Raw genomic sequence first — 26,851 nt, 5'->3', positions numbered from 1 at the left:
GCGTACGCGACGGTACGGCGGCCGGGGGGTGAACAAGCCCACAAGCTTGGACTAGACCCGTTATCTTTCCGTGATCTTACGGGAGGGGTCCGCGCCCGACGGTCCGTCAGGCCTTCTTGTCCAGACGGACGGTGAAGCTGAAGCGGTCACCGCGGTAGAGCGACCGCACCCGCTCCAACGGCTCCCCCGCCGAATCCCGGCTGGAACGGTGCAGCAGCAGCATCGGCAGCGCGGGCGGCGTACCGATCAGCAGCGCCTCGCGCGGGGTCGCCAGCACCGTCTCGATCCGCTCGTCCACGGACACCGGCTCGACGCCGAGCCGCTCGCGCAGGTAGGCGTAGAACGACGTGTCCGGCGCGAAGTCCCGCTCCAGGTCCGGGATACGGGCCACCGCGAGGTACGTGCTCTCCAGGCCCACCCGCTCCTCGTCGGCGAGCAGCACGCGCTCCATGTGCCAGACCGGCGCGCCCGGCTCGATCCGCAGCTCGCGGGCCAGCACCGGGTCGGCCTCCAGCTGCTCCAGGTCGATCAGCCGCCGCCCCGGGGTACGGCCCTGGCGGCGTACGCCCTCGGTGTAGCTCGCCGTCGACAGCGGCTGCACCAGCTTCGGGCCCGCCACCACCGTGCCGCGGCCCTTGCGCCGCACCCGGCCCTGGATCAGCAGCTCCCGCAGCGCCTGCCGCACGGTCTCGCGGGCCACCGCGAAGCGCGCCGCCAGCTCCCGCTCGGTCGGCAGCAGCCCGCCCTCGCCCAGTTCGTCGAGCATCGCCTCAAGACGCGTCTTGACGGCGAAATACTTCGGCACCCGGCCGTGCTCCGGGATGCCGGCCCTGATCGGGGCATGGGGATCGGCGGCGTCACTCACGCCCCGATCTTCCCAGACGCGCACGGCACGCCCGCGGGGGATGGATGATGGCGGCATGCTGAGGCGCCTGCCGTGGGGGGACGAGCTGCGAGCCGCGCTGGGTGTGCCCCGCCGCGTCCGGCGGCTGGGCAGCAGCCCGCGCTCACGCGTCTGGCACGCGCACCTTCCGCCGGGCACACCGGTCGTGGTCAAGCACCTCGTCGCGGGCCCCGGCGCGGACGCGGGCTACGCCCGCGAGGTCGCCGCCCTCCGCCTCGCCGCCCGCGCCGACCCGCCCGTCGCGCCCCGCCTGCTCGCCACCGACCCGCTCCGGCGCGTCCTCGTCCTCGAACACCTGGAGGAGCTCCGCCCGTCCGCCGACTGGCACGTCCCCTGGGCGACCGCACTAGCCCGCCTCCACGCGGCGCCACTGCCCGGCGCCCCCGCCGCGCCGGGGGCTCCCCCGCACGAACGCAGCTCCGAAAGGCCCGGGGCGCACGGGCAGGGCCGGCCCTCCGCCGCCGGGCCCGGGGCGGCAGCGCGCGGCGGAGGGGCGGGGGACGCGGGTCCCGGGGTCGCGGGCGGGCTGCCCGCCTGGCAGGGGCCGGCGTCCCGGGACGTCGAGGCCTTCCTCCGGCTCGCGCGGGCGCTGGGCGCAGACGTGCCGAAGGGGGCCGCGGACGCGATGGAGCAGCTGGTGGAGCGGCTCGCCCGGCTCGGCGGAAGCGCGCTGCTGCACGGCGACCCGTGCCCCGGCAACGACCTGCACACCGCCGCCGGAGTGCGCTTCGTCGACTTCGAACAGGCCTCGCTGGGCAACGGGCTGACGGAACTGGCCTATCTGCGCGTCGGCTTCCCCACCTGCTGGTGCGTCACCGCGCCGCCCGCGGCGACGCTCGGCGCGGCGGAGGCCGCGTACCGCACGGCGTGGCGGGAGGCGACCGGCGGCGAGCCCGAGGGCGACCTCGCCGACGCGTGCGCCGGGTGGCTGCTGCGCGGTGACGCGCTGGTCGAGCGCGCCCGGCGGGACGGCACCGACCACCTGCGCGAGGTCGTCCGCCGCGACTGGACGTGGGGAACGGCGAGCGCGCGCGGCCGCCTGGCCCACCGCCTGGCCGTGGTCGCCGCCCTCGGCCCCGCCTCCCCCCGCCTGCGCCCCTTCGCCGACCTCGCCGCCTCCGTCCATGCGGTCCTCCCCGCCTCCTGGCCGCCCCCGCCGCCGCTCCCCGAGGACCGCCCGTAGGACGGGCAGGCCGTCGCGGGGCGGAAGCGGGGCAGGAGCCGTGGCACGTGCCCGGCCGTCAGGTCGAGCGCAGGGGCGGGACCCGCCGGGTGAGGGCGGCGGCCGGGAGCGGGTTGTCCGGCTCGGCGCCGGGGTCGTCGGCGACGACGACCCCGGCCGCTGCGGCGTCGAAGCCGGGCGGCCAGACCGTCAGGTCGCTCGCCAGCGCCCCCTCCAGCCGCGCCCGGCGCAGGTCGGCGCCGCCGAGGTCGCTGCCCCGCAGGTCGGCCAGCCGCAGGTCCGCGCGCAACAGGACGGCCCCGGCGGCGCGGGCCTTGCGCAGGTTGGCCTCCCGCAGGTCCGCGCCGGTGAGGTCCGCCTCCCGCAGGTCGGCCCTGACCAGGCGGGCACCGCGCAGATCGGCTTCCGTGCAGCGGGCCCGGCGCAGCACCGCCGTACCGCATTCGGCGTGCCGCAGGTCGGCCGCTATCAGGGACGTCCCGGTCAGGTTGGCCCGGTAGAGGCTCGCCGCCTCCAGGCACGCGCCGTCGGCGTTGAGGCCGTCCAGCCACAGTCCGTCGCCGTCGGCCCGGCGCAGATCGGTGAAGCTGACGTTGAGCCAGCCGGGACGGCGGTCCTGGCACAGGACCCCGAGGCAGGTGAGCGCCGTCTGCGCGTCCGCGGCACGGGTCTCCAGCGGGCGCACCTCGTTCACGGACACCTCCGCCGCCGGGACGCCCGGCGCGTGCGGCGGCGGCCACGGCAGATGCGTGCGCAGGTAGGCCGCCATGAGGGCGACGACCGCCTCGTGGTCGCGGGCGGAGTGGTCCGCGATCCGCCACAGCGCGTGGATGCCGCCGATCCGCACGTCCAGCTTGTCGCTGCCCAGGTGCTCCACGGCCCGGCTGAACCGGTCGGTGACCTGGCCCTCCCGGGTGGCGCTCAGCCCCTCCTGGCTGACCCGCACCTGCCGCCAGGTGGCGAAGGCGCCGAACAGCACGACTGCCCCGCCCAGCGCCTGGAGCAGCGTGGTGCGCACGTCGTTGACCGCGCTCAGCCGCTCCGCCGCCGGGACCCGGCCGCCGGCCAGGTCGTGGTCGACCACGAGGCCGGGAAGGACCAGCAGGGCGAGGAGCAGTCCGCCCAGGACGGCCACCACCGCCGACGCGACGGCGGCCACCCGGACCACCCGCCGCCGGCCACGCACGGATACCCCCATGGCCAATGGATCCTAGGGCACTCCCGCCCCGGGCGGCCGGGCCGGACGGTGCCTGGTGCGTGCGATCGCACGGCGGAGGGCCGTCCTCGTAGCGGACCCGCCCGGACGAGCCCGGCAACGCAGCTGGCGTGCGTGCCGGGCGCCGCCCGCCAGGCGGGACTTCGCGGACATGCCGCGGGTCAATACGCCTGGGGCACTCCCGCCCCCGGCGGCCGGGCCGGACGCCCCCGACCGCCCGCGCCGGGTGCCGTCAGGACAGCGCGGTCGTGGCGAAGAGCGGGGCCAGGGCGAGGAGGGCGGCGCCCTCGGGGGTGGCGCGGGGGCCGGCGGCGGGGAGGGTGACGGGGGCGGGGGCGACGGCGGCGGACACGCCCGCGCGGAAGGCGTCCGGCGCGGCCAGCACCGTACGGCCGCCGAGGACCACACGGTCGACGTCCAGCAGCGCCACCAGGTTCGCCGCCCCCACACCGAGCAGGTACGCGGCCCGGTCCGTGTCGCCGCGGGCCACCGCCGCCAGGCACAGGGCCTCCAGGCAGCCGCGCCGCCCGCACTTGCACGGCGGCCCGTCCAGCTGCACGACCTGGTGCCCGAACTCCCCCGCGCCCGCGGCCCCGCCGCGGTGCAGCGTGCCGTCGAGGACGAGCGCGGCGCCGAGCCCCGTCCCGAGGTGGAGGTAGGCGAACGAGCCGCCGTCCGGACCGGGTTCGGCCAGCACGGACAGGGCCGCGGCGTTCGTGTTCTTGTCGACGGCGACGGGCAGGCGAAGCCGCCGCGCCAGCTCCTCGCGCAGCGCGCAGCCCGACCAGTGCGGGAAGCCGGTCACGGCGCGCAGCGTGCCGGTGCGGTGGTCGAGCGGGCCGCGGATCCCGACACCCACGCCCAGGACCCGTCCGGGCGCGAGCGCGGCGGCGGCGCGCAGCTCGCGCTCCATCGCCGCCAGGCCCTCCGGTACGGGCCGCCCGAGGTCGAGCGGCGCGGCGTGCTCGGCGACCGTGCGCCCCGCGAGGTCGGTGACGACCGCGGTGAGCGCCTCCCCGTCCAGATGCGCCCCGACCGCGAAGGCGGCCCCGGCCGCGAGCCGCAGCTCGGTGCGCGGCTTGCCCCCGGTCGAGGCGAGCCGTCCGGCCTCCTCGACCAGGCCGTCCGCCCGCAGCCGGGCGGTGATCTTGCTGACCGCCTGCGGGGTGAGCCCCGTGCGCTCGGCCAGTTCCAGCCGGCTGAGCCCGCCCGCGGCGTCCCGCAGCAGCCCGAGCACGACGGCGGCGTTGTGGCTGCGCAGCCCGGGGAGGTTGAGCCCGCCCCGGTCCGCGCCGCCGGCGGGCGGGGGCGGCGGGGCGGCGCGGTCCGGGGACGGGGGCGTGGTCACCCCTTCATTGTCGCGCGCGCTTGCACTTTGGCAACACTGTTGCCAAAGTGAGGTGCATGACCACCGCCGCTCCCCTCCGCGTCGCCCTGGTCGGCTACGGCCCGGCCGGCTCGTTCTTCCACGCCCCGCTGATCGCCGCCGCACCCGGGCTGCACCTCGACACCATCGTCACCGGCAACCGCGAGCGGCGCGCGCAGGCGCGCGCCGAGCATCCGGGGGTCGTCTTCGCCGGCACCGCCGACGAACTGTGGCCGCGCGCCGCCGAACTCGACCTCGTCGTCCTCGCCTCGCCCAACCGCACCCACGTGCCCCTCGCCACCGCCGCCCTCGAAGCGGGACTGCCGGTCGTCGTCGACAAGCCGCTCGCCGCGACCGCCGCCGAGGCCCGCACCCTCGCCGCCCTCGCCGAGGAGCACCGGCTGCTGCTCACCGTCTTCCAGAACCGCCGCTGGGACAGCGACTTCCTCACCCTGCGCGAACTCCTGGCCCACCGCGAACTCGGCGAGGTCCACCGCTTCGAATCCCGCTTCGAGCGGTGGCGCCCCCAGCCCAAGGGCGGCTGGCGCGAATCCGGCGACCCCGCCGAGATCGGCGGCCTCCTCTACGACCTCGGCAGCCACCTCGTCGACCAGGCCCTCACCCTCTTCGGCCCCGTCCGCACCGTCTACGCCGAATCGGACGTACGACGCCCCGGCGCCGCCGCCGACGACGACGACTTCATCGCCCTCACCCACACGGGCGGCGTCCGCTCCCACCTGTGGATGAGCGCCACCGCCTCCCGCCTCGGCCCCCGCTTCCGCGTCCTCGGCAGCATCGGCGGCTACGTCACGTACGGCCTCGACCCCCAGGAAGCCGCCCTCCGCGAAGGCCTGCGCCCCGGCGAAGGCACCGACTGGGGCACCGAACCCGAGGACGCGTGGGGCACCGCCGGCACCGACGAGACGGCCTGGGCCGTACCCTCCGCCCCCGGCGACTACCCGGCCTTCTACGCCGCCGTCGAAACCGCCCTCCGCGAGGGCACACCCCCACCCGTCACCGCGTGGGAAGCCGCCGCCGCCATCGAGGTCATCGAAGCCGCCCGCGAATCCGCCCTCACCGGCCAGGCGGTGACCCTGTGACCACCCCGCACCTCGTCGACCCCGCGGAACTCGCCGAGCAGGAACGCACCCTCGTCCTCCCCCGCTTCACCCACGACGACGCCTGGCGCCTCGGATGCCTCCTCGTCGACCTCGCGCGCGAGCAGGGCGCCCCCGTCGTCATCGGCATCCGCCGCGGGGAGCAGCGCCTCTTCCACTACGCCCTGGAGGGCACGGCCCCCGACAACGACCAATGGCTCGAACGCAAGACGCGGGTCGCGCTGCGGTTCGGGACGTCGTCGCTCGCGGTCGGCGAGCGGTTCCGGGCGAAGGGCACGACCTTCGAGGCGTCCTCACACCTCGACCTCGCGCTCTACGCCGCGCACGGCGGCGCGTTCCCGCTGCGCGTCGCCGGCGTCGGCATCATCGGCGTCGTCGCCGTCTCCGGCCTCCCCCAAACGGAAGACCACGCCCTCATCGTGCAGGCCCTCACGCAATTCCTGGCCTGACGCCTGTCGCCTCGTGAGCGACCGTCTCCCCAGAGCTTCGCGTGGGGCTACCCCCACGCGCCCCTGGGTGGTTGCCACTTGCGGTGACAGTTCGCCGTCCGCCCGGTGGGGGCTTGTCGCGCAGTTCCCCGCGCCCCTGAAAAACGCGAACTCTCCCCCGCAGCCCCGCCCTGCACACACTCACCCCCACCGGCAGGCAGCCGCTCAACCGGCCGGAGGGGGACGGTGCGGGGTGCCCCCGCAGGAATGCGCTCCCAGTCCCTCACCAACCAGGTAAGAGGCCGAACGCGCATTCCGAGGAGGTGCCCCGTGGCGGCCCCCGACCCACCCACCGGCGCGCCGCGCATGGGGCGCGTGGGGGCACCTCCCAGGCGAAGCTCTGGGGGAGAACGGCGCGACAACCCCCCACCGGGGGAAGGTCGCGCGGCGAACCGCACCACGCAGAACGGAGCGCCCCCCCTACGCCGAAGCAAGCACCTGCTTCTGCCGCCCCAGCCCCTCGATCGTGAGCTCCACCGTGTCGCCCGCCCGCAGGTACGGGCGGGGCTCGGGCTGGCCGAGGGCGACGCCCGCCGGCGTCCCCGTGTTGATGACGTCACCCGGGTAGAGCGTCATGAAGTGGCTGAGGTAGCGGACGACCTCCGCGACCGGGAAGATCTGGTCGCGCGTCGAACCGTCCTGCCGCAGCGTGCCGTTGACCCACAGCCGCAGCGAGAGCGCCTGCGGGTCGGGAACCTCGTCCGCGGTGACGAGCCAGGGGCCGAGCGGGTTGAAGGTCTCGCAGTTCTTGCCCTTGTCCCACTGGCCGCCGCGCTCGATCTGGAACTCGCGCTCGGAGACGTCGTGCGCGACGGCGTACCCGGCGACGGCGGCGAGCGCCTCCTCGTGGTCGGCGGCGTACCGCAGCTCGCGGCCGATGACGACGGCGAGTTCGACCTCCCAGTCGGTCTTGGTGCTGCCGCGCGGCACGAGCACGGTGTCGTCGGGGCCGACGACGGTGTCGGGGGCCTTCATGAAGACGACCGGCTCGGCGGGCGCCTGCGCGCCCGTCTCGGCGGCGTGGTCGTGGTAGTTGAGGCCGATGCAGACGATCTTGCCGATGCGGGCGAGCGGCGGCCCGACCCGCAGGTCCGCGTCGAGCGCGGGCAGCGCGGCGGTGTCGGCGGCCGCGACACGGGCGAGGGCGTCGGCGTCGGCGAGCAGCGCGCCGTCGATGTCGGGGACGAGTCCGGAGAGGTCGCGCACGACTCCGTCCTGGTCGAGCAGAGCGGGGCGCTCCGCCCCGGCGGGTCCGACTCGCAGCAGCTTCACAGGGGTACTCCGTTGTGCCTAGGGTGTCCGCGGCGGAGCACGGCGCGGACGGCGCACGTCCTCCGGCAGGGCGGAGATGTCATCGGATGTCTTTCCGATCCTGCGACCGGCAGCGGATCCACGCAAGCCCTGTTCACGGGCTGGACGTCACGTCAGGTCCGCCACTGCGGCCTGCGCAGACGTCGGAGGGGGCTCAACCGCCCACCAGCCGCGACACGGTGTAGATGAGCAGGCCCACGAGTGCGCCGACGACCGTGCCGTTGATGCGGATGAACTGCAGGTCGCGCCCGACGTGCGCCTCGATCTTGCGGGAGGTCTGCTCCGCGTCCCAGCCGGCGACGGTCTCGCTGATGAGCGCGGTGATCTGGTCGCGGTAGGTGGTGACGAGGTAGACCGCCGCGTCCTCCAGCCAGCCGTCGGCCTTCTCCCGCAGCCGCGGGTCCGCGGACATCCGGCGGCCGAGGGTGAGCAGCGAGGCGCGCGTGCGGGTGCGCAGCTGGCTGTGCTCGTCCTCGGCGGCGGCGACCGTCATGGCGCGTACCGAGCCCCACACGGAGGCGATCAGCTCCTGCACCTCGGGGCGGGCGAGCAGGTCGTTCTTCAGGCGCTCGACGCGCTCGCGGGTGTCGGGGTCGGTCTGCAGCTCGGTGGCGAAGTCGCGCAGGAAGCGGTCGACGGCGCCGCGCGCGGGGTGCTCGGGCGACTCGTTCATCTCGGTGACGAAGCGCAGCAGTTCCTTGTAGACGCGCTCGCCGACCTTGCGGTCCACGAAGCGCGGGGTCCAGCCGGGCGCGCCGCCCTGCACGGCGGCCATGACGGAGTCGGAGTGCTGGACCAGCCAGTCGCGGGCGCGCACGCACACCAGGTCGACGAGGCGGCGGTGGCCGCCGTCGGCGACCGTGCGCTCCAGCAGCTTGCCGAGCGCCGGGGCGACCTCCTGGGCGGCGGCCCGCCGGGTGATCGCCTCGCTCACGACGGCCTGCACGTCGGAGTCGCGCAGCACCGTCAGCACACCGCGCAGCGCGGCGGCGGCCTGCTCGGTGACACGCTCGGCGTGGGCCGGTTCCGACACCCACGCGGCGAGCCGGGAGCCGACACCGACGGCCCGCAGCCGGGTGCGGACGACCTCGCCGGACAGGAAGTTCTCCCCCACGAAGTCGCCGAGGCTCGCGCCGAGCGCGTCCTTCTTGGTGGGGATGATCGCGGTGTGCGGGATGGGCAGGCCCAGCGGATGCCGGAACAGGGCGGTGACGGCGAACCAGTCCGCCATCGCACCGACCATGCCCGCCTCGGCCGCGGCCGCCACATACCCGGCCCACGCGCCGGAACCGCTCGCGTCCGCCCATTTGGCCAGGGCGTAGACGGCGGTCGCGACCGCGAGAAAGCCGGTCGCGATGAGCTTCATCCGGCGCACTCCACGCCGCCGGGCCGCGTCCGGATCGGCCGCGCCCGCCGGTACGACACTCCCCGGCACCTGGTCCACCTGCTTCGCCCGCATATCCACCTGCGTATTGTCGCCAGCGCTGACGGAAGTGGAACGAACGGCGGGTTCCCGGCGCCTCCCGCGCCGCCCCGCGGACAGGAGAGCGACCCTGATGGACGACGCGACGCACGACGCGACGGGCACCGGCGGCGCGCTCGCCGGGTACGCCGAACTCTTCGACGCCCCCGCCGGCTACCTGGACTTCGCCCGCTACGGGCCGCCCTCGCGCGCGGTGCTCGACGCCACCGCCGAGGCGCTCGGCCGCTCGGCGCGCGCCGACCACACCACCGTCAACGAGCTGATGCGGGCCGACCTGCGGGCCCGCGAGTCCGCCGCGCGGCTGGCCGGCACGGACGCCGCGCACACGGTGCTGCTGCCCAACACCACCACGGGGCTCTTCCAGGCCGCCTTCGGCATCCCCTCCGGCACGGTGCTCGTGCCCGAGGGCGACTTCCCCGCCAACCACTACCCGTGGCGCCGCACCGCCGCCGCGGGCCTGGCCGAACCACGCTGGCTGCGCGGGCGGCCCACCCCGGAGGCGGTACGGGACGCGCTCACCGCGGACGTCGTCGCCGTCTCCCTCAGCGCGGTCGACTTCCGCACCGGCCACCGCGCGGACCTCGCCGCGATCCGCGACGTCATCGGGCCCGACCGGCTGCTCGTCGTCGACGCGATCCAGGGCTTCGGGGTCGTCGAGATGCCCTGGCAGGCGGCGGACGTCGTCGTCACGGGCGGCCAGAAATGGCTGCGGGCCGGCTGGTCGACGGGCTTCGCCGCGCTGTCCGACCGCGCGCTCGAACGGCTCGCGCCGACGCTCACCGGGTGGACGGGCGTGGAGGACGTCGCCCTCTTCGACGGCGCCGAGCACCCGCCGGCCGCGGACGCGGGACGGCTGAGCCTGACGAACCTCAGCCCGGTCGCGGCCGCCGCGTTCGCCGCGGCGCTGCGGGTGGTGGAGGAGGCGGGGGTCGCGGCGATCGAGTCCGCGGTCGCCGCGCGGGTCGACGAACTGCTCGACGCGGTGCGGTCCGCCGGGGCGGAGGTTCTTTCCGAGACGGCGCGCCCCCGCCGGGCCGGGATCGTCTCCTTCCGCCTCCCGGGCGTCCCCGCGCCCACGGTGGCCGCCGCCCTCCACGAGCAGGGCCTGACCCCCACGGTCCGCCCCGACTCCCTGCGGCTGTCCCCGCACGCCTCCACCCCGTCCTGGGTGGCCCCGCAGGTGACGAAGGCGCTCTCATCCTTGCGGTGAGCCCCGCGCCCCGGGGTGCCTCGTGCGGTGGCGTCCGCGACCTTCTGCCGGTGACGGGCTGATCGCGCAGTTCCCCGCGCCCCTGAAAACGCGCACCCCGCGCGCAGAGGGCACCCCCAGGGGCGCGTGGGGGCACCTCCCGGGCGAAGCCTGGGGGAGAACTGCGCGCGCAACCCACCACCGGCGGACGATCGCGATGCCTACCGCAAGAGGCAGCCCGGGGCGCCCGCAGGCCCAAAAAGGGCTAGCCCCCTTCCGAGCCGCCGCCGGGGCGGGCCGTGCCGCCCGAGTCGCCGCCGGCGCCGCCGCCGGTGAGGCCGCCGAGCGGGTCGAGCGTGGGCTGCGTCGGGGGCGGCTCCGACGTGGGAGGCGGCTCCGAGGTGGGCTCGTCGGTCGGCCCGCCCGAATCGCTGGGCGGCGGCTGCGAGGTGTGGGGCGGCGTGGTGTGGGAGGGCGGCGCGGACGTCTCGCCCGTCCCGGAGGTCGGCTCGTCGGACGGCTCGTCCGTGACCGGCGGCAGCGTCGGCACGTCCCCGTTCGTGTCGAGGTCGAAGTCGGCGACGGGCACCCCGTCGAGCGCGGCGGCGGTGTAGTCGGCCCAGACCGCGCCGGGCGGGCCGCCGCCGTTGATGCGGTCGGTGTGCATCGCGTCGTACATCGGCTTCTGCTTGCCGTTGGCGGGGTCCATGCCGAGCAGTGCGACGACGGTGGCGAGCTTGGGGGTGTAGCCGGCGAACCACGCGGCCGTGTCGTTCTCCGCGGTGCCGGTCTTGGCCGCGGAGGGCCATCCGGAGTCCTGCGCGACGGTCGCGGTGCCGCCGGAGCTCTCCACGACGCTGCGCAGCACCTGCGTGACGGTGTCGGCGACGTCCCGCGGCACGGTCTGGTGCGCCTGCCGGTCGGGCAGCGGCAGGTCGTTGCCGTCCCTGCTGACCTTCTTCACCAGCGTGTAGGGGATCTCCTTGCCGTGGTTGGCGAGGGTCGCGTAGACCTGCGCCATGTCCAGCGGGCTGGCACCGAAGGATCCGAGCGCCATCGCGGGCGTCGTCGGGATCTTCACCGAGTCGGGCATCCCGAGGTCGTGCGCGGTGTCGATGACCTTGTCCGTGCCGACGTCCTGCGCCATCTGGGCGTAGACGGAGTTGACGGACTTGTCCATGGCCCGGGTGACGTCTATGCGCCCGTAGCTGTGCCCGTCCTCGTTCTCCGGGGCGTAGCCGACGGGCCCGTCCGGGCCGACGACGGGCCGCTTGTTCTCGCCGTCGTAGACCGTCTTCGGCGTGATCCGCTTGCCGTTCTGCGTCCGGGAGTCGTGCTGGAGCGCGGCCGTGAGGATGACCGGCTTGAAGGTCGAGCCGGGGGTGTACGTGGCGTTGGTGGCGCTGCTCACGTACTGCTTGGTGTAGTCGATGCCGCCGTAGAGGGCGACGACCTCGCCGGTGGCGGGGTCGATGGACACCCCGCCGGCCCGCACGTACGAGTCGGCCTTCTTCTTGCCGAGCTTGTCGTAGACCTGGGCCTGGGCGGCCTTGACGAAGTCGTCCTCCTTGCCCTTCTGGATGCTGGTGACGATGCGGTAGCCGCCGCGGCGCAGCGAGTCGGCGTCGACGATGTGGTTGGCGTCGAGGTAGTCGTTGACGGCCTCGATGATGTAGCCGCGCTGGCCCGCCTTGCTCGCCACCGGGGTGGGCGCGCCGATGGTCGGGAATTTCGTCGCGGCCCGCTGCGACGCGCTGAGCCAGTGCTCCTTGACCATGCCGTCCAGGACGTAGTTCCAGCGCGCCTGGGCCGCGTGCGCGTTCTCCGGGTGGGCGGCGAGGTCGAATTCGCTGGGCGCGTTGAGCAGCGTCGCGATGTACGCGCCCTCCGCCGTCGTCAGGTCGGACGCGTTCTTGTGGAAATAGGCCTGCGAGGCGGCCTGGATCCCGTACGCGTTCCGCCCGTAGTAGCTGGTGTTGAGATAGCCCTCGAGGATCTCGTCCTTGGTCACGTTCCGGTCGAGTTTGATCGCGATGAAGAATTCCTTGATCTTCCGCGACGCCGTCTGGTTCTGGTTCAGGTAGTAGTTCTTCACGTACTGCTGGGTGATCGTCGAACCCGACTGCCGGCCCTTGCCGGTCGCGGTGTTCCACGCCGCCCGCACCATCGCCTTCGGGCTGACCGCCGACTCGTGGTAGAAGCTGCGGTCCTCCGCGGAGAGCACCGCGTACTGCGCGGTCTTCGCGACCTCCGACAGCGACACGTTCTGCCGGTTGACCGCGCCGTCGCGGGACAGCTCGGTCTTGCCGTCGGAGTAGTAGTAGACGTTGCTCTGGGCGACCGCCGCGGCGTTCGCGTCCGGGATGGACACCAGCGCGTAGCCCAGGAAGAAGCCGCCCAGCAGCAGTACCAGGATGCCGAGGAAAGTGCCCAGGACGACCCGCCACGTCGGCACCAGCCGCCGCCATCCCGTACGGCCGGACCGGCCCGAACCGCCGGCGGCGCCACCCGCCGCCCCGAAGTGCGCGTCGCTCATATCAGTAGGGACTCCTCATCCGCCGCCGGGGTTGTCCGCGGCGGAAAACCGAGAGAACACCGAGAATTCCGCCCCGAACCGGCACGGACCTGCACGTAATCGTACGTACGCCCCAGGGCGCACACTCCTCCCACACTGGCGCATCCCCCGTCCGCCCGGGCATCCGGCCGCCCATCCGTGACAGGCCTGTGACAGGACGGTCAAACCCCGGCAGGCGCCACCCGGCGGGAAACAGCCCGGGAAACGGCGCGGAACCCCGGGAAACTCCGGCGAAAAGCAGTGGAAGCCGCACCGCGCGGCCGACTAGGCTCCTGCGCTTGTGTGTCCCGCGGGGATGTGGCCCATCTCACGGCGCCACGACGGGGGCCGAGCCCTGGGAAAGCGGGAACGGGAGAAAGGCGGAAGGTATGGGCGGCTTCTACGCTGCCGTCATGGTCCGCGGCTTCCGGCGCTATGCGACGTACCGCATCGCCACGGCGGCCGGAGTCATCACCAACACGGTCTTCGGACTCATCATCTCCTACAGCTACATCGCCCTGTGGGACCAGCGCCCGCACCTCGGCGGCTACACCGAGGCGCAGGCCCTGGCCTACGTGTGGATCGGCCAGGGACTGCTCGCGCCCATGGCCCAGATGGGCGGCGGCTTCGAACGCGAGATGATCGGCCGGATCAGCTCCGGCGCCATCGCGATCGACCTCTACCGCCCCGCCGACCTGCAGGGCTGGTGGCTCGCCTCCGACCTCGGCCGGGCCGGTTTCCAGCTGCTCGGCCGCGGGATCCTGCCGGCCGTCGCGGGCGCCCTGGTCTTCACCCTGGCGCTGCCCGGCACGGCGCTGCCCTGGGTGCTCTTCGCGGTGTCCCTCGCACTCGGCCTGCTGGTGAGCTTCGCGATCCGCTACCTCATCGCGCTCAGCGCCTTCTGGCTCATGGACGGGGCCGGGGTCATGCAGATCGCCGGGATCGTCGCGCTGTTCTTCTCCGGCATGCTGCTGCCGCTCAACGCCTTCCCCGGCGCACTGGCCGGCCTCGCCCAGGCACTGCCCTGGGCGGCGATGCTGCAGACCCCCGCCGACCTGCTGCTCGGCCGCCGGCACGGAACGGGCGCCGCCCAGGCCCTCGCCGTCCAGGCCGGCTGGGCCGCCGCACTGCTGACCGCCGGACGGCTGATCCAGGGCGCCGCGACCCGCCGGGTGGTGGTCCAGGGTGGCTGACACCGCCGACACCACCGGCGCCGCCGACACCACCGGCGCCGCCGACCCCACGGACCCTGCCGGCACCGGCACCACCGGGAGCGCCGGCCCCGCCGCCACGGTCCCACCGGCCGGGTCCGCCACCGGGACCGGCCCCCACCCCGGGCCCGTCCGCGCGGGCGTCCGCGCCTACGGGCTGATCGTGCGGATGTGGATGCGCTCCACCATGGCCTACCGCACGTCCTTCGCCCTCACGACCCTCGGCAACCTCGCCGCGACCGCGCTCGACTTCGTCACCATCGCCCTGATGTTCTCCCACATCGACACCCTCGGCGGCTTCGGCCTGCCCGAGATCGCCCTGCTCTACGGCACCACCAGCGTCTCCTTCGGCCTGTCCGACCTGCTGGCCGGAAACGCCGGCTCGCTCGGCGACCGGGTCCGCGACGGCACCTTCGACGTCCTGCTGCTGCGCCCCGCCCCGCTCGTCGCCCAGGTCGCCGCCGACCGCTTCGCACTGCGCCGCCTCGGCCGCGTCACCCAGGGCGTCGCCGTCCTCGGCTGGGGCGTGCTGCGGACGGACGTCGACTGGACGGCGGGCCGGGCCGCGCTGCTGGCCGTCACCCTGCTCGCCGGGACGGCGATCTTCTGCGCCGTCTTCGTCGCCGGGGCCGCCTTCCAGTTCTGGGCCGGCGACGCCTCCGAGGTGCAGAACTCCGTCACCTACGGCGGCAACACCCTGCTCCAGTACCCGCCCGGCATCTTCGGCCGGGAACTCGTGCGCGGGGTCACCTTCGTCGTCCCCCTCGCCTTCGTCAACTGGATGCCCGTGCTGCACATCCTGGGCCGCCCCGACCCGCTCGGCCTGCCCGGCTGGGCCGACTACCTCGGCGCGCCCGTCGCCGCCCTGTGCTGCGCGCTGGCCGGGCTCGCCTGGCGCGCCGGCGTCCGTTCCTACCGCAGTACCGGGAGCTGAGATCCGTTGACCGACACCCCCACCCCGGGCGCCGACCCCATGATCGCCGTCGAGGACCTGGAGAAGGTCTTCGACGTCCGCCGCAAGGCCGCCGGCCGCACCCTGCGCAGGGAACGCCACCAGGTCGCAGCCGTCGACGGCCTGTCCTTCACCGTGCCGCGCGGCGAGATGGTCGGCTACATCGGCCCCAACGGCGCCGGAAAGTCCACCACCATCAAGATGCTCACCGGCATCCTCACCCCCAGCGGCGGCACCGTCCGCGTCGCCGGCATCGACCCCTCCCGCGACCGCACCCGGCTCGCCCGCCGCATCGGCGTCGTCTTCGGCCAGCGCACCACCTTGTGGTGGGACCTGCCGCTGCGCGACTCCTACGAGCTGGTCCGCCGCATGTACCGCATCGAGCCCTCCCGCTACACCCGCAACCTCGACTCCTGCGTCGACCTCCTCGACCTCGGCCCGCTGCTCGACGTCCCCGTCCGCCAGCTGTCGCTCGGCCAGCGCATGCGCGGCGACATCGCCGCCGCCCTGCTGCACGACCCCGACGTGCTCTACCTCGACGAACCCACCATCGGCCTCGACGTCGTCAGCAAGGCCAAGGTCCGCGAGTTCCTCGCCGCCGTCAACGCCGACCGCGGCACCACCGTGCTGCTCACCACCCACGACCTCACCGACATCGAGACCCTGTGCAGCCGCGTCATGGTCATCGACCACGGCCGGCTCATGTACGACGGCGACCTCGACGGGCTGCACGCCGCCGGGGAGTCCGAACGCACCCTCGTCGTCGACTTCGCCCGCGAGCTGCCCGCCGTGCACATCCCCGGCGCCCGCTGGATCCGCAGCGACGGCCCGCGCCAGTGGCTCGCCTTCCCCGCCGGGCACAGCGCCGCCCCGCTCGTCGCCGCCCTCGCCGCCGACCACCCCCTCGTCGACCTGTCCGTCCGCGAACCCGCCATCGAAGATGTCATCGCCCGGATGTACGGGGCGGCGTAACATCCCCGGAACCGTCCGTGCGGGCCGGGACCACAGAACAAGGGAGTTCATGTGCGGGAGGACTTCACCGTCGCCGAGGCGACGGCCGCCGACTGGGACGAGATCATCACATGGTGCGCCGCCGAGGGCTGGAACCCCGGCCTCGGCGACGCGGCCTGCTTCCGCCCCACCGACCCGGCCGGCTTCCTGGTCGGGCGGCTCGGCGGCCGCGTCGTCTCCGCCGTCTCCGTCGTGACCTATTCGCCCGATTTCGCCTTCCTCGGCTTCTACCTCGTCCACCCCGACCACCGCGGCACCGGCCTCGGCATCGCCACCTGGAAAGCCGCGATGCCGCACGCCGAAGGCCGCCTCGTCGGCCTCGACGCCGTACCCCAGCAGCGCGCCACCTACGAACGCTCCGGCTTCACCGCCGCCCACGACCAGATCCGCCACACCGGCCGCCCCCACCGCAGCACCCCGTCCGCCGCCGTCCGCGCCGTCACGCCCTACCACCTCGACGCCATCAGCGCCTACGACACCAGGTGCTTCCCCGCCGAACGCCACGCCTTCCTCAGCCGCTGGCTCACCGCCGACGGACACACCGCCCGCGTCCTGCTCGACGACGCCGGACACGTCACCGGCTACGGCGTCATCCGCGCCGCCCACGAAGGCCTGCGCGTCGGCCCCCTCTTCGCCGACACCCCAACCGGCGCCGCCGACCTGCTCGACGCCCTCACCGACGGACTCCCGCCGGACGCCGAGATCTGCGTGGACGTACCCGACCACAACACCGCGGCACTCGATCTGGTGACATCCCGCGGCCTCACCCCGACCGCCCGCTTCACCCGCATGTACACCGGCCCCGCGCCCTACTCGCGCCACGAGGCCACCTACGCCACGACCACGCTCGAACTCGGCTGAACACAGCGGTGCCCCGGGCCGCACCCTGCGGCCCGGGGCACCGGGAGACGGTCGGTCAGCGGATCACGGTCACAGGTACAGCCCGGTGGAGTCGTCGGTGCCCTTCAGGCGCTCCGCGGCCACCGCGTGCAGATCGCGCTCACGCATCAGCACGTACGCCACGCTCCGCACCTCCACCTCGGCCCGGTCCTCCGGGTCGTACAGCACCCGGTCGCCGACCTCCACCGTCCGTACGTTCTGCCCCACCGCGACGACCTCGGCCCACGCCAGCCGCCGGCCCACCGCCGCCGTCGCCGGAATCAGGATGCCGCCGCCGCTGCGGCGCTCGCCCTCGCCGGCCTCGTGCCGCACCAGGACGCGGTCGTGCAGCATCCGGATGGGCAGCTTGTCGTGCTCACTGTTCGAACTCACCCGCACGACGTTACCGGCGGCGCCGCCACGACGAGAGACCGCCCACCACCGCGATCAGCGCCACACCCGCCACCGCCGCCGGAACGATCCGCTCCAGCCGCGGCGCGCCGTCCGCCCCCACGAAGGGCGCGGCCACCCGCCCCACCGCCTGATTGATCTTCGTGTACGCCCGCCCCGCCGTGCGGTCCACCGCCGACACCGCCTTGGCCTTCGTGTCCGCCGCGATCGTCGCCGGATGCACCCGCACCGCGAGCTCGTCCAGCGTCTCCGCGAGGTCCTGCCGCCTGCGGGCGATGTCCGCCTCGATCTGAGCGGGCGTCCTGACGTCGTCCGACACCGCGTATCCTCCATCGGCTGATTAGGTACCGTTCGGACAGTCTGTCAGTTCGACGCGGCCCGCGCCTCGTCGGCACCCCCGTTTGAGGAGCTTCCCCATGGCCGAGCGCCTGTCCCCCGGCGACCCCGCCCCCGACTTCACCCTCCAGGACGCCGACGGCAAGCCCGTCTCCCTCGCCGACCACCGCGGCCGCAAGGTCATCGTCTACTTCTACCCCGCCGCCATGACCCCCGGCTGCACCAAGCAGGCCTGCGACTTCACCGACAACCTCGACCAGCTCGCCGCCGCCGGCTACGACGTCCTCGGCATCTCCCCCGACACCCCCGAGAAGCTCGCGAAATTCCGCACCAAGGAATCCCTCCGCGTCACTCTTCTGTCCGACCCCGACCGCGCCACCCTCACCGCCTACGGCGCCTTCGGCGAGAAGATGAACTACGGCAAGAAGATCATGGGCGTCATCCGCTCCACCTTCGTCGTCGACGAGTCCGGCACGATCGCCCACGCCTTCCACAACGTCCGCGCGACCGGCCACGTCGCCAAACTCCTCCGCGACCTGGACGTCTGAACAGCCGTAACCGGCGGCGGCGCGGAGCGTTAGTCCGTACGAGGGACGAACACACGTCCTGGTTGCGGGGGTGCGGGATGACGGCCAGATACACCCGGGAGGCGCTGGCGGAGGCGGTCGCGTCGGCGCGGACGCTGTCCGAGGCGCTCACCGCGCTCGGCGTCGATCCGCGGGACGCGCCGCGGCGCAAATACCTGCGGGAACGCGTCAGGACCCTGGGAATAGGCACCGCGCACTTTGAACGGGAGGGCACCCGCTGGAGCCGGGAGGCTCTGGAGGCGGCCGTCTCGGCGGCCACCTCCCTCGCGGGCACCCTGCGCCACCTGGGCCTCGACGTGACCGGCGGCCACCACACCCACATCACCCGCCGGGTGCGCGCGCTGGGCATCAGCACGGCCCACTTCACCGCCCCCGCGCCCGCACGGGGCCCCCGCCGGAGGACGCCCGCCGACGTCCTGGTGAAACTGCCCCCCGACCACCCCAGGCGCCTGCCCGGCGCCCAGCTCAAACGCGCCCTGCGCGCGTCCGGCGTCCCCGAGCGCTGCGCCCTGTGCGGCACGCAGCCGCACTGGCAGGGGCGCCCGCTCCCCCTGGAGGTCGACCACACGGACGGCGACTGGCGCAACAACCGCCGCGACAACCTGCGGCTGTTGTGCCCCAACTGCCACTCCACGACCGACACCTACCGCGGGCGGCGCCGGTGAGGCCCGACGGCGCGCAGGTGCGTGCGGCCGTCGCCGCTTCCGTCTCGATCGCCGGAACGCTGCGGCGGCTCGGGCGACCGGACAACGGTCGCGAGCGGGCGTGGCTGCGCGAGCAGATCGCGGCGGCGTGCATCGACGACTCGCACTTCCTCGGGCAGGCCCACCAGCGCGGCAGGCCGGGGCCCAAGCGGGTACGGCCCGCGGCGGAGGTGCTTGTGAAGCGCGAAGGCGGCGGCCGGACGGGGGCGGTCGCGCTCCGGCGCGCCATGGCACAGATGGGCGTCTCGGAGCTGTGCGCCCAGTGCGGTACGGGGCCCGTGTGGCGCGGGAAGCCGATGACGCTGGAGGTGGACCACGTCAACGGCGACCGGAGCGACGACCGGCTGGAGAACCTGCGGCTGCTGTGTCCCAACTGCCATGCGGTCACCGGCACGTGGTGCCGCGGCGGAAGGACGGGCGAGCGGATGGCGGCGGAGGAGCACCGCTAGAATGGCCGGGCCAACCGGCGGCGGTGGCGCAACGGCGACGCAGCAGATTTAGGTTCTGTGGCCCTTGACCGGGCTTGAGGGTTCGAATCCCTTCCGCCGCACCGTAAACGGCCTGCGATTCGCATGTGCGAGGCGCAGGCCGTTCGTATGCCCGGCAGGCCTCAGCCCAGCAGTTCCGCCACCATCGGCGCCAGCGCGCGGAAGGCCTTGCCGCGGTGGCTGATGGCGTTCTTCTCGTCGGGGGTCAGCTCCGCGCAGGTGCGGGTCTCGCCGTCGGGCTGGAGAACGGGGTCGTAGCCGAAGCCGCCGGTGCCGGCGGGGGTGTGGCGGAGGGTGCCGGTGAGGCGGCCCTCGGCGACGCGGGTGGTGCCGTAGGGGAGGGCGAGGGCGGCGGCGCAGGCGAAGTGCGCGGCGCGGTGCTCGTCGGCGATGTCGGAGAGCTGGGCGAGGAGCAGGTCGAGGTTGGCGGTGTCGTCGCCGTGGCGGCCGGCCCAGCGGGCGGAGAAGATGCCGGGGGCGCCGCCGAGGACGTCCACGCACAGGCCGGAGTCGTCGGCGACGGCGGGCAGGCCGGTGCCCTGGGCGAGGGCGTGCGCCTTGAGGAGCGCGTTCTCGGCGAAGGTGACGCCGGTCTCCTTGACGTCGGGGATCTCGGGGTAGGCGTCGGCGCCGACGAGGTCGACGTCGAGTCCGGTGCCGGCGAGGATGGCCCGCAGTTCGATGACCTTGTGGGCGTTGCGGGTGGCGAGTACGAGGCGGCGCGTCATGGGTCCGATTATCCCGGGGCCGCCGGGCGCGTACCGCGTACGGGGGCGTACGCGGTACGCGCGCGCGTCGGGTCAGGCCTCGGTGACGGCTTCGAGGGCCGCTTTCTGGGCCGCGGTCAGTTCGGCGCAGCCGTTCACGGCGAGGGCGAGCAGCGCGTCGAGTTCGGCGCGGTCGAAGGGCTGGCCCTCGGCGGTGCCCTGGACCTCGACGAAGCGGCCGTCGCCGGTGCAGACGACGTTCATGTCGGTCTCGGCGCGGACGTCCTCGGTGTAGGCGAGGTCGAGCATCGGCACGCTGTCGACGATGCCGACGCTGACGGCGGCGACGGTGCCGGTCAGCGGGCGGGACTTGGCCTTGATGAAGTGGTTCTGCTGCATCCAGGTGACCGCGTCGGCGAGGGCGACGTAGGCGCCGGTGATGGCGGCGGTGCGGGTGCCGCCGTCGGCCTGGAGGACGTCGCAGTCGAGGACGACGGTGTTCTCGCCGAGGGCCTTGTAGTCGACGACGGCGCGCAGCGAGCGGCCGATGAGGCGGGAGATCTCGTGGGTGCGGCCGCCGATCTTGCCGCGGACGGACTCGCGGTCGCCGCGGGTGTTCGTGGCGCGGGGCAGCATGGCGTACTCGGCGGTGACCCAGCCTTCGCCGCTGCCCTTGCGCCAGCGGGGGACGCCCTGGGTGGCGCTCGCCGTGCAGAGGACGCGGGTGTCGCCGAAGGACACGAGGACGGAGCCTTCGGCGTGCTTGCTCCAGCTTCGTTCGATGGTGACGGTTCGAAGCTCATCCGGCCTGCGGCCGTCGTTACGTGACATCCCCGCACCCTATCCGGGTGCGCCCGGCGCCTTTCCCGGGTCCACCCGGGCCCGCGGGACCCGCGCCCCGCCGGGTGCTTGCCCCGGGCCGGGGGCGATCTTTTTCCGCGCCCCGCCGGGGAGCCTTCGTGAGGCGGCGCGCGGCGGTGCGCCGGGCGGCCCGGCGATCCTCCGCGCGCCAGCCCCTGCCGCCTCCCCGGCGGGGCGCGGAAAAAATCTCTTGCCCGGCAAGGAGGCGCGGCCGCCCCCGAGGGTCCCGGCAGGGCTACATCATGTCTTCGATGTCCGCGGCGATCGGGTCGGCGTCGGTGCCGATGACGACCTGGATGGCGGAGCCCATCTTCACGACGCCGTGTGCGCCCGCGGCCTTGAGGGCGGCCTCGTCGACGAGCGCGGGGTCGCGGACCTCGGTGCGGAGCCGCGTGATGCAGCCCTCGACCTCTTCGATGTTGTCGATTCCGCCGAGCCCGGCGACGATCTTCTCTGCCTTGGTGGCCATTGGTGTCTCCCTGTTTCCCTGACCCACCGCGGGTCCGTAATGTCACGGTAACGCACGGTTGGCCCAACTTCACGGGCGGTGGGCCGCCCCATGGACCACCATGTCGATCATGGATGCCGGTCACCCGCACCCCCAAGTGGTCTACACCACTGTACGCGAGCAGCGCCCCCGCGGAGCCACCCGGTGAGCGCCGCGGACGCCGCCGCGAGCGGGCCGGTACGGCGCGGCTGGGGCAGCAGGTTCTTCCAGGGTCTGCAGAAGATGGGCCGCAGCCTCCAGCTGCCGATCGCCGTCCTCCCGGCCGCGGGCATCATCAACCGGCTCGGCCAGGACGACGTCTTCGGCCCCGACGGTCTCGGCTGGGACCGGGTCGCGAAGGTCTTCGTGGGCGCGGGCGGCGCGCTGCTGGACGGCAACTTCGGCCTGCCCCTGCTCTTCTGCGTGGGCGTGGCGATCGGCATGGCCAAGCGCTCGGACGGCTCTACGGCGCTGGCCGCGGTCGCCGGCTACCTGGTCTTCTTCGGCATCCTCACCCGCTTCCCGAAGGACTGCCCGCCGGGTGCGACGTACACCCAGCTCGGGCAGCTCGCGGGGGCGTGCACGCTCAAGGACGGGACGACGACGCTCGCGGAGTTCCAGACTCCGGGCGTCTTCGGCGGCATCGTGATGGGTCTGCTGACCGCCTTCTTGTGGCAGCGCTTCCACCGCACGAGGCTGCCGGACTGGCTGGGCTTCTTCAACGGCCGCCGTCTCGTCCCGATCATCATGGCGGGGGTGGCGATCGCCTTCGCGGTGGTGTGCCTGTTCATCTGGCCGCCGATCGGCGACGGTCTGACGAGCTTCAGCAAGAAGCTGGTGGACCTGGGCTCGTGGGGTGCGGGCATCTTCGGTGTGGCGAACCGCGCGCTGCTCACGGTGGGCCTGCACCAGTTCCTGAACACCTTCGTGTGGTTCCAGTTCGGTGACTTCACCAAGCCGGACGGCACGGTCGTGCACGGCGACATCCCGCGGTTCCTGGCGGGCGACCCGACGGCGGGGCAGTTCCAGACCGGCTTCTTCCCGATCATGATGTTCGCGCTGCCCGCGGCGGCGCTGGCGATGACGCACACGGCCAAGCCGCACCGCCGCAAGGAGGTCGGCGGGCTGATGCTGTCGGTCGCGCTGACCTCGTTCGTGACGGGCATCACCGAGCCGATCGAGTACTCGTTCCTCTTCATCGCGCCGCTGCTGTACGCGTTCCACGCGGTGCTCACGGGTGTGTCGATGGCGCTGTGCTGGGCGCTGGGCATCAAGGACGGTTTCAGCTTCTCCGCGGGCCTGATCGACTACGTCATCAACTGGAACCTGGCGACCAAGCCGTGGCTGATCCTGGTGGTGGGCGCGGGCTTCGCGGTCGTCTACTACGTGCTCTTCCGCGCGGTGATCCAGTATTTCGATCTGAAAACGCCGGGCCGCGAGCCGGAGGAGCTGGGCGAGGAGATGGAGCGCGACAACGTCAAATAACCGCGACACCGCGTGACGGCGGCCCGGACCATGCGTAAGACCCCCTGGTCAGCGGACTGGGGGGTCTTCGCTGTGCGTGAGCGGTGTGACGCAGCGCACCCGGAAGCGCGGATTCCTTTACCCGTAGGGGTCGTGTAAAACTGGTCTACACCACTGAGTGGTATAGACCACGGAGGAATCTGATGACAACGGCCACGGCCACCGCCGGCACTCCGGCGGCCCCCGCAAAGAAGCGGGGCTCCGGCCTCTTCCAGGGGCTGCAAAAGGTCGGCCGCAGCCTTCAGCTGCCGATCGCCGTCCTGCCCGCCGCCGGCATCATGGTCCGGCTGGGCCAGGACGATGTCTTCGGCTCGAAGGGCCTGCACTGGGACAAGGTCGCGTCCGTCTTCGCGAACGCGGGCGGCGCCCTCACCGGCGCGCTGCCGATGCTGTTCTGCATAGGCGTCGCCATCGGCTTCGCGAAGAAGTCCGACGGCTCGACCGCGCTGGCCGCCCTGGTCGGCTTCCTGGTCTACACCAAGGTGCTCCAGGCCTTCCCCGTCCACGACGCGATCATCAACACGACCGCGAACAAGGGCATCGACGTCGCCGCGGTCTACAACGACCCGGGCGTCCTCGGCGGCATCATCATGGGTCTGCTGTCCGCGATCGTGTGGCAGCGCTTCCACCGCACGAAGCTGCCCGACTGGCTCGGCTTCTTCAACGGCCGCCGCCTCGTCCCGATCCTGATGGCCTTCGTCGGCCTGCTGATCGGTGTGTTCTTCGGCCTCGTCTGGGAGCCCATCGGCAACGGCATCACGCACTTCGGCAACTGGATGACCGGTCTCGGCTCCGGCGGTGCCGCGATCTTCGGCGGTGTGAACCGCGCGCTGATCCCGGTCGGCATGCACCAGTTCGTCAACGCGGTGGCCTGGTTCCAGATCGGCGACTTCACCGACGCCTCCGGCACCGTCGTGCACGGTGACATCCCGCGCTTCCTCGCGGGCGACCACACCGCGGGCATGTTCCAGTCCGGCTTCTTCCCGATCATGATGTTCGGTCTGCCGGCCGCCGCCCTGGCGATGGCGCACACCGCCCGCCCGGAGCGCCGCAAGGCCGTCCTCGGCATGATGGTCTCCATCGGCCTGACCTCGTTCGTGACCGGTGTCACCGAGCCGATCGAGTTCTCGTTCATGTTCATCGCGCCGATCCTGTACGTGATCCACATCGTGCTCACGGCGGCCTCGATGGCGATCACCTGGGGCCTGGGCGTGCACGCGGGCTTCAACTTCTCCGCGGGCCTGATCGACTACGCGATCAACTGGAGCCACGCCACCAAGCCCTGGCTGATCATCCCGATCGGACTGGTCTTCGCGGTGATCTACTACGTGGTCTTCCGGTTCGCGATCCTCAAGTTCGACCTCAAGACCCCGGGCCGCGAGCCCGAGGAGGAGATCGAGGACCTCACGAAGTAGCGGACCCCACGAAGTAGCGGACCACCCGCCCCGGCGTCCGGCCGGGCTCCCGTACCGATACGGGAACCTGCTGCGCACCTGCCGGGTGCCGTGGGCGGGCGGGTGTGAGGCGGGTGTGGCCTGCCGGCTGGACTACAGCTGGTAGACCGCGCCCGCCTTCGCCAGTTCCACGGGCCCGTCGAAGGCGGTGCGGGCGTCGCGCAGGTTGACCGCCGGGCTGGTCCACGGCGGGATGTGGGTGAGCACCAGGCGCGAGACGCCGGCGCGGTCGGCGATCTGGCCGGCCTCCAGGCCGTTGAGGTGGAGGTCGGGGATGTCCTCCTTGCCGTGCACGAAGGACGCCTCGCACAGGAAGAGGTCGGCGCCCTCGGCGAGGGTGTCGAGGGCCCGGCAGGGGCCGGTGTCACCGGAGTACGCGAGGGTGCGGCCCTGGTGGCCGAGCCGGAAGCCGTAGGCCTCGACGGGGTGGCTGACCAGGTCGGTGGTGACGTCGAAGGGGCCGAGGGAGAAGCGGCCGGGGGTGAGGGTGCGGAAGTCGAAGACCTCGCTCATGCACTTCTCGTCGGGCACGTCGCCGTACGCGATGTTGAGCCGCCGCTCGGTGCCGGCCGGGCCGTAGACGGGGATGACGGGGGCGGGGCCGCCGTCGTGCCGGTAGTAGCGGGCGACGAAGTAGCCGCACATGTCGATGCAGTGGTCGGCGTGCAGATGGCTCAGCACGACGGCGTCGAGGTCGTACAGCCCGACGTGCCGCTGGAGTTCGCCGAGGGCGCCGTTTCCCATGTCGATGAGCAGCCGGAAGCCGTCCGCCTCGACGAGATAGCTCGAACAGGCCGAGTCCGCGGACGGGAAAGACCCCGAGCAGCCGACGACGGTGAGCTTCATTCCGGGAAACACCTCCGTGGGCGCGCCGCATTCACCCCATTCCTGAGGGCGTGGGGGTATTGGCGGAAGCGGTCCGCCATGTCTTGCGAGGGTAAGGCGCGCTGCGCCGCGCGGGGCCACCGTGGCACCCCGTTGTGGGCGGAATCACCAGTCCGGGGGTTCTTTTCCGTCCCGTACGGCCGCACTTGGCGATTTGTGTGGTGCGCGACACCGGGCGTGGCGCACGTCCCGGGGTGTCGCCCCGGGACGTGCGGGGGGCTCAGGCCCAGAGCTGGCCGTGCAGGGCGGCGACGGCGGCCTCGTCGCTGGGGGCGGTGTAGATGCCCGTCGACAGGTACTTCCAGCCGCCGTCGGCGACGACGAAGACGACGTCGGCGCGTTCACCCGCGCGCTGCGCCTTGGCGGCGACGCCGAGCGCGGCGTGCAGCGCGGCGCCGGTGGAGACACCGGCGAAGATGCCTTCCTGGGCGAGGAGTTCGCGGGTGCGGCGGACGGCGTCCTGCGAGCCGACCGAGAAGCGGGTGGTCAGCACGGACTCGTCGTAGAGCTCCGGCACGAAGCCCTCGTCGAGGTTGCGCAGGCCGTAGACCAGGTCGTCGTAGCGCGGCTCGGCGGCGACGATCGTGACACCGGGCACCTTCTCGCGCAGGTAGCGGCCGACGCCCATGAGGGTGCCGGTGGTGCCGAGGCCTGCGACGAAGTGGGTGATGGTCGGCAGGTCCGCGAGGATCTCGGGGCCGGTGGTGGCGTAGTGGGCGCCGGGGTTGGCCGGGTTGCCGTACTGGTAGAGCATGATCCAGTCCGGGTGCTCGGCGGCCAGTTCCTTGGCGACGCGTACGGCGGTGTTGGAGCCGCCGGCCGCGGGCGAGGAGATGATCTCGGCGCCCCACATGGCGAGCAGCTCGCGGCGCTCGGAGGAGGTGTTCTCCGGCATCACGCACACGATGCGGTAGCCCTTGAGGCGGGCGGCCATCGCGAGCGAGATGCCGGTGTTGCCGGAGGTCGGCTCCAGGATGGTGCAGCCGGGGGTGAGGCGTCCGTCCGCCTCGGCCTGCTCGATCATGTACAGGGCAGGGCGGTCCTTGACGGAGCCGGTGGGGTTGCGGTCCTCCAGCTTCGCCCAGACGCTCACCTCGTCGGACGGGGACAGGCGCGGCAGGCGGACCAGCGGCGTGTTGCCGACGGCCGCCAGCGGGCTGTCGTAGCGCATCAGGCCATGCCCCCGGCGACGGCGGGCAGGATCGTCACGCTGTCGCCGTCCTTGACGTCGGTCGCGATGCCCTTGAGGAAGCGGACGTCCTCGTCGTTGAGGTAGACGTTGACGAAGCGGCGCAGCTCGCCCTCCTCCACGACCCGGGCCCGCAGGCCGGCGTGCCGGGTGTCGAGGTCGGTGAGCAGCTCGTCGAGCGTGCTGCCGCTGCCTTCCACGGACTTCTCGCCGTCGGTGTAGGTGCGGAGGATGGTGGGGATGCGGACCTCGATGGCCATTCGTTCGCTCCAGTGAGTGCGTGGGGCATGCGGGGGTTCGTGTCGCGGTGGCGACGCGGGCTGGCTGCGGTGCTGTGCGGGCCGTACGGGGTT

At 73.2% G+C, this 26,851-nt stretch carries 27 protein-coding genes and 1 tRNA gene; 14 read left to right on the top strand and 14 right to left on the bottom strand.

The window, feature by feature from the left end:
* Positions 1–106: 106 nt before the first annotated feature.
* Positions 107–865, bottom strand: a complete 759-nt coding sequence (locus tag ACH4PY_RS14880) for a GntR family transcriptional regulator (protein WP_398181193.1) — start codon at positions 863–865, stop codon at positions 107–109.
* Positions 866–920: 55 nt separating this feature from the next.
* Between ACH4PY_RS14880 and ACH4PY_RS14875 the strand changes: the two genes are divergently transcribed.
* Positions 921–2,087 (top strand): aminoglycoside phosphotransferase family protein, encoded by a 1,167-nt coding sequence (locus tag ACH4PY_RS14875; protein ID WP_398181191.1) that lies wholly within the window; start codon positions 921–923, stop codon positions 2,085–2,087.
* A 58-nt stretch (positions 2,088–2,145) separates the two neighbouring features.
* Here the strand turns inward: ACH4PY_RS14875 and ACH4PY_RS14870 are convergent, their stop codons facing one another.
* A complete protein-coding gene (locus ACH4PY_RS14870) occupies positions 2,146–3,285 on the bottom strand; it encodes a pentapeptide repeat-containing protein (protein WP_398181188.1) in 1,140 nt (379 codons plus the stop codon).
* A gap of 250 nt (positions 3,286–3,535) precedes the next feature.
* A complete protein-coding gene (locus ACH4PY_RS14865; RefSeq protein ID WP_398181185.1) occupies positions 3,536–4,651 on the bottom strand; it encodes an ROK family transcriptional regulator in 1,116 nt (371 codons plus the stop codon).
* Between the two features lie 56 nt (positions 4,652–4,707).
* Here ACH4PY_RS14865 and ACH4PY_RS14860 point away from each other — a divergent pair, with 56 nt between their 5' ends.
* The gene (locus tag ACH4PY_RS14860) at positions 4,708–5,769 is read left to right on the top strand and encodes a Gfo/Idh/MocA family oxidoreductase (protein WP_398181182.1); all 1,062 of its coding nucleotides are present in this window, start codon (positions 4,708–4,710) and stop codon (positions 5,767–5,769) included.
* Complete coding sequence (locus tag ACH4PY_RS14855) at positions 5,766–6,236, top strand: heme-degrading domain-containing protein (RefSeq protein ID WP_398181179.1); 471 nt, start codon at positions 5,766–5,768, stop codon at positions 6,234–6,236. Before ACH4PY_RS14860 ends, ACH4PY_RS14855 begins: the two co-directional genes overlap by 4 nt.
* Positions 6,237–6,695: 459 nt before the next feature.
* Here ACH4PY_RS14855 and ACH4PY_RS14850 read toward each other — a convergent pair whose 3' ends face one another.
* Both ACH4PY_RS14850 and ACH4PY_RS14845 read right to left on the bottom strand, forming a co-directional pair.
* Complete coding sequence (locus ACH4PY_RS14850) at positions 6,696–7,547, bottom strand: fumarylacetoacetate hydrolase family protein (protein WP_398181176.1); 852 nt, start codon at positions 7,545–7,547, stop codon at positions 6,696–6,698.
* A 193-nt stretch (positions 7,548–7,740) separates the two neighbouring features.
* Positions 7,741–9,045, bottom strand: a complete 1,305-nt coding sequence (locus ACH4PY_RS14845; protein WP_398181173.1) for a DUF445 domain-containing protein — start codon at positions 9,043–9,045, stop codon at positions 7,741–7,743.
* A gap of 97 nt (positions 9,046–9,142) precedes the next feature.
* Between ACH4PY_RS14845 and ACH4PY_RS14840 the strand changes: the two genes are divergently transcribed.
* Positions 9,143–10,279, top strand: a complete 1,137-nt coding sequence (locus tag ACH4PY_RS14840; protein WP_398181171.1) for an aminotransferase class V-fold PLP-dependent enzyme — start codon at positions 9,143–9,145, stop codon at positions 10,277–10,279.
* Positions 10,280–10,523: 244 nt separating this feature from the next.
* On the opposite strand, the gene ACH4PY_RS14835 is transcribed toward ACH4PY_RS14840, so the two are convergent.
* Complete coding sequence (locus ACH4PY_RS14835) at positions 10,524–12,794, bottom strand: transglycosylase domain-containing protein (protein WP_398181168.1); 2,271 nt, start codon at positions 12,792–12,794, stop codon at positions 10,524–10,526.
* Positions 12,795–13,201: 407 nt separating this feature from the next.
* Here ACH4PY_RS14835 and ACH4PY_RS14830 point away from each other — a divergent pair, with 407 nt between their 5' ends.
* The 4 genes from ACH4PY_RS14830 to ACH4PY_RS14815 are packed head-to-tail and all read left to right on the top strand — an operon-like array spanning position 13,202 to position 16,847.
* Positions 13,202–14,005, top strand: a complete 804-nt coding sequence (locus tag ACH4PY_RS14830) for an ABC transporter permease (protein ID WP_398181165.1) — start codon at positions 13,202–13,204, stop codon at positions 14,003–14,005.
* The gene (locus ACH4PY_RS14825) at positions 13,998–14,957 is read left to right on the top strand and encodes an ABC-2 family transporter protein (RefSeq protein WP_398181162.1); all 960 of its coding nucleotides are present in this window, start codon (positions 13,998–14,000) and stop codon (positions 14,955–14,957) included. The genes ACH4PY_RS14830 and ACH4PY_RS14825 overlap by 8 nt, the downstream gene beginning before the upstream one ends.
* A 39-nt stretch (positions 14,958–14,996) precedes the next feature.
* On the top strand, positions 14,997–15,947 hold the full coding sequence (locus ACH4PY_RS14820) for an ATP-binding cassette domain-containing protein (RefSeq protein WP_398182105.1): 951 nt from the start codon (positions 14,997–14,999) through the stop codon (positions 15,945–15,947).
* A gap of 51 nt (positions 15,948–15,998) precedes the next feature.
* Positions 15,999–16,847 (top strand): GNAT family N-acetyltransferase, encoded by an 849-nt coding sequence (locus tag ACH4PY_RS14815; RefSeq protein ID WP_398181160.1) that lies wholly within the window; start codon positions 15,999–16,001, stop codon positions 16,845–16,847.
* 69 nt (positions 16,848–16,916) lie between these two features.
* Here ACH4PY_RS14815 and ACH4PY_RS14810 read toward each other — a convergent pair whose 3' ends face one another.
* Both ACH4PY_RS14810 and ACH4PY_RS14805 read right to left on the bottom strand, forming a co-directional pair.
* Entirely contained in the window at positions 16,917–17,219 is a 303-nt protein-coding gene (locus tag ACH4PY_RS14810) for a GroES family chaperonin (RefSeq protein WP_398182103.1), read from the bottom strand.
* A 49-nt stretch (positions 17,220–17,268) separates the two neighbouring features.
* Positions 17,269–17,595, bottom strand: coding sequence for a DUF3618 domain-containing protein (locus tag ACH4PY_RS14805; RefSeq protein WP_398181157.1), 327 nt, complete (start codon positions 17,593–17,595; stop codon positions 17,269–17,271).
* 97 nt (positions 17,596–17,692) lie between these two features.
* Here ACH4PY_RS14805 and bcp point away from each other — a divergent pair, with 97 nt between their 5' ends.
* The 4 genes from bcp to ACH4PY_RS14785 all read left to right on the top strand — a co-directional run bounded on the left by bcp (position 17,693) and on the right by ACH4PY_RS14785 (position 19,453).
* On the top strand, positions 17,693–18,160 hold the full coding sequence (gene bcp, locus ACH4PY_RS14800) for a thioredoxin-dependent thiol peroxidase (protein WP_398181154.1): 468 nt from the start codon (positions 17,693–17,695) through the stop codon (positions 18,158–18,160).
* Positions 18,161–18,237: 77 nt separating this feature from the next.
* Positions 18,238–18,864, top strand: coding sequence for an HNH endonuclease (locus ACH4PY_RS14795; protein WP_398181151.1), 627 nt, complete (start codon positions 18,238–18,240; stop codon positions 18,862–18,864).
* Complete coding sequence (locus ACH4PY_RS14790; RefSeq protein ID WP_398181148.1) at positions 18,861–19,352, top strand: HNH endonuclease signature motif containing protein; 492 nt, start codon at positions 18,861–18,863, stop codon at positions 19,350–19,352. Before ACH4PY_RS14795 ends, ACH4PY_RS14790 begins: the two co-directional genes overlap by 4 nt.
* Positions 19,353–19,369: 17 nt before the next feature.
* A tRNA-Leu gene (locus ACH4PY_RS14785) sits at positions 19,370–19,453 on the top strand.
* A 60-nt stretch (positions 19,454–19,513) separates the two neighbouring features.
* Here the strand turns inward: ACH4PY_RS14785 and rdgB are convergent.
* The 3 genes from rdgB to ACH4PY_RS14770 form a co-directional block, all read right to left on the bottom strand.
* Positions 19,514–20,119, bottom strand: coding sequence for an RdgB/HAM1 family non-canonical purine NTP pyrophosphatase (rdgB, locus tag ACH4PY_RS14780; protein ID WP_398181144.1), 606 nt, complete (start codon positions 20,117–20,119; stop codon positions 19,514–19,516).
* Between the two features lie 72 nt (positions 20,120–20,191).
* Complete coding sequence (gene rph, locus ACH4PY_RS14775) at positions 20,192–20,929, bottom strand: ribonuclease PH (protein WP_398181141.1); 738 nt, start codon at positions 20,927–20,929, stop codon at positions 20,192–20,194.
* Positions 20,930–21,194: 265 nt separating this feature from the next.
* Positions 21,195–21,428, bottom strand: a complete 234-nt coding sequence (locus tag ACH4PY_RS14770) for a glucose PTS transporter subunit EIIB (RefSeq protein WP_031524681.1) — start codon at positions 21,426–21,428, stop codon at positions 21,195–21,197.
* A gap of 183 nt (positions 21,429–21,611) precedes the next feature.
* Between ACH4PY_RS14770 and ACH4PY_RS14765 the strand changes: the two genes are divergently transcribed.
* Complete coding sequence (locus ACH4PY_RS14765; protein WP_398181138.1) at positions 21,612–22,931, top strand: PTS transporter subunit EIIC; 1,320 nt, start codon at positions 21,612–21,614, stop codon at positions 22,929–22,931.
* Between the two features lie 182 nt (positions 22,932–23,113).
* Positions 23,114–24,385, top strand: a complete 1,272-nt coding sequence (locus ACH4PY_RS14760; protein ID WP_398181135.1) for a PTS transporter subunit EIIC — start codon at positions 23,114–23,116, stop codon at positions 24,383–24,385.
* 132 nt (positions 24,386–24,517) lie between these two features.
* Here the strand turns inward: ACH4PY_RS14760 and ACH4PY_RS14755 are convergent, their stop codons facing one another.
* From ACH4PY_RS14755 to ACH4PY_RS14745, 3 genes are all read right to left on the bottom strand, one after another.
* Positions 24,518–25,270: an MBL fold metallo-hydrolase gene (locus ACH4PY_RS14755; RefSeq protein ID WP_398181132.1), complete on the bottom strand. Its 753-nt coding sequence runs from the start codon at positions 25,268–25,270 to the stop codon at positions 24,518–24,520.
* Positions 25,271–25,529: 259 nt separating this feature from the next.
* A complete protein-coding gene (locus ACH4PY_RS14750; protein ID WP_398181130.1) occupies positions 25,530–26,480 on the bottom strand; it encodes a PLP-dependent cysteine synthase family protein in 951 nt (316 codons plus the stop codon).
* Positions 26,480–26,758 carry a MoaD/ThiS family protein gene (locus tag ACH4PY_RS14745; protein ID WP_398181128.1) on the bottom strand — a complete coding sequence of 93 codons (279 nt, stop codon included), beginning with the start codon at positions 26,756–26,758 and terminating at the stop codon, positions 26,480–26,482. Before ACH4PY_RS14745 ends, ACH4PY_RS14750 begins: the two co-directional genes overlap by 1 nt.
* Between the last annotated feature and the right edge of the window lie 93 nt (positions 26,759–26,851).

Source organism: Streptomyces sp. NPDC021224, from assembly GCF_044332905.1.
Classification (GTDB): domain Bacteria; phylum Actinomycetota; class Actinomycetes; order Streptomycetales; family Streptomycetaceae; genus Actinacidiphila.
This window is presented reverse-complemented; position numbering and strand designations above follow the sequence as displayed.

What these genes read in the sequence shown, in the direction of transcription:
- ACH4PY_RS14875 (WP_398181191.1), top strand. Translation starts at nt 921, where the DNA reads ATGCTGAGGCGCCTGCCGTGGGGGGACGAGCTGCGAGCCGCGCTGGGT.
- ACH4PY_RS14870 (WP_398181188.1), bottom strand. Translation starts at nt 3,285, where the DNA reads ATGGGGGTATCCGTGCGTGGCCGGCGGCGGGTGGTCCGGGTGGCCGCC.
- ACH4PY_RS14860 (WP_398181182.1), top strand. Translation starts at nt 4,708, where the DNA reads ATGACCACCGCCGCTCCCCTCCGCGTCGCCCTGGTCGGCTACGGCCCG.
- ACH4PY_RS14845 (WP_398181173.1), bottom strand. Translation starts at nt 9,045, where the DNA reads ATGCGGGCGAAGCAGGTGGACCAGGTGCCGGGGAGTGTCGTACCGGCG.
- ACH4PY_RS14840 (WP_398181171.1), top strand. Translation starts at nt 9,143, where the DNA reads ATGGACGACGCGACGCACGACGCGACGGGCACCGGCGGCGCGCTCGCC.
- ACH4PY_RS14835 (WP_398181168.1), bottom strand. Translation starts at nt 12,794, where the DNA reads ATGAGCGACGCGCACTTCGGGGCGGCGGGTGGCGCCGCCGGCGGTTCG.
- ACH4PY_RS14830 (WP_398181165.1), top strand. Translation starts at nt 13,202, where the DNA reads ATGGGCGGCTTCTACGCTGCCGTCATGGTCCGCGGCTTCCGGCGCTAT.
- ACH4PY_RS14820 (WP_398182105.1), top strand. Translation starts at nt 14,997, where the DNA reads ATGATCGCCGTCGAGGACCTGGAGAAGGTCTTCGACGTCCGCCGCAAG.
- ACH4PY_RS14810 (WP_398182103.1), bottom strand. Translation starts at nt 17,219, where the DNA reads ATGCTGCACGACCGCGTCCTGGTGCGGCACGAGGCCGGCGAGGGCGAG.
- bcp (WP_398181154.1), top strand. Translation starts at nt 17,693, where the DNA reads ATGGCCGAGCGCCTGTCCCCCGGCGACCCCGCCCCCGACTTCACCCTC.
- ACH4PY_RS14795 (WP_398181151.1), top strand. Translation starts at nt 18,238, where the DNA reads ATGACGGCCAGATACACCCGGGAGGCGCTGGCGGAGGCGGTCGCGTCG.
- rdgB (WP_398181144.1), bottom strand. Translation starts at nt 20,119, where the DNA reads ATGACGCGCCGCCTCGTACTCGCCACCCGCAACGCCCACAAGGTCATC.
- rph (WP_398181141.1), bottom strand. Translation starts at nt 20,929, where the DNA reads ATGTCACGTAACGACGGCCGCAGGCCGGATGAGCTTCGAACCGTCACC.
- ACH4PY_RS14770 (WP_031524681.1), bottom strand. Translation starts at nt 21,428, where the DNA reads ATGGCCACCAAGGCAGAGAAGATCGTCGCCGGGCTCGGCGGAATCGAC.
- ACH4PY_RS14760 (WP_398181135.1), top strand. Translation starts at nt 23,114, where the DNA reads ATGACAACGGCCACGGCCACCGCCGGCACTCCGGCGGCCCCCGCAAAG.
- ACH4PY_RS14755 (WP_398181132.1), bottom strand. Translation starts at nt 25,270, where the DNA reads ATGAAGCTCACCGTCGTCGGCTGCTCGGGGTCTTTCCCGTCCGCGGAC.
- ACH4PY_RS14750 (WP_398181130.1), bottom strand. Translation starts at nt 26,480, where the DNA reads ATGCGCTACGACAGCCCGCTGGCGGCCGTCGGCAACACGCCGCTGGTC.
- ACH4PY_RS14745 (WP_398181128.1), bottom strand. Translation starts at nt 26,758, where the DNA reads ATGGCCATCGAGGTCCGCATCCCCACCATCCTCCGCACCTACACCGAC.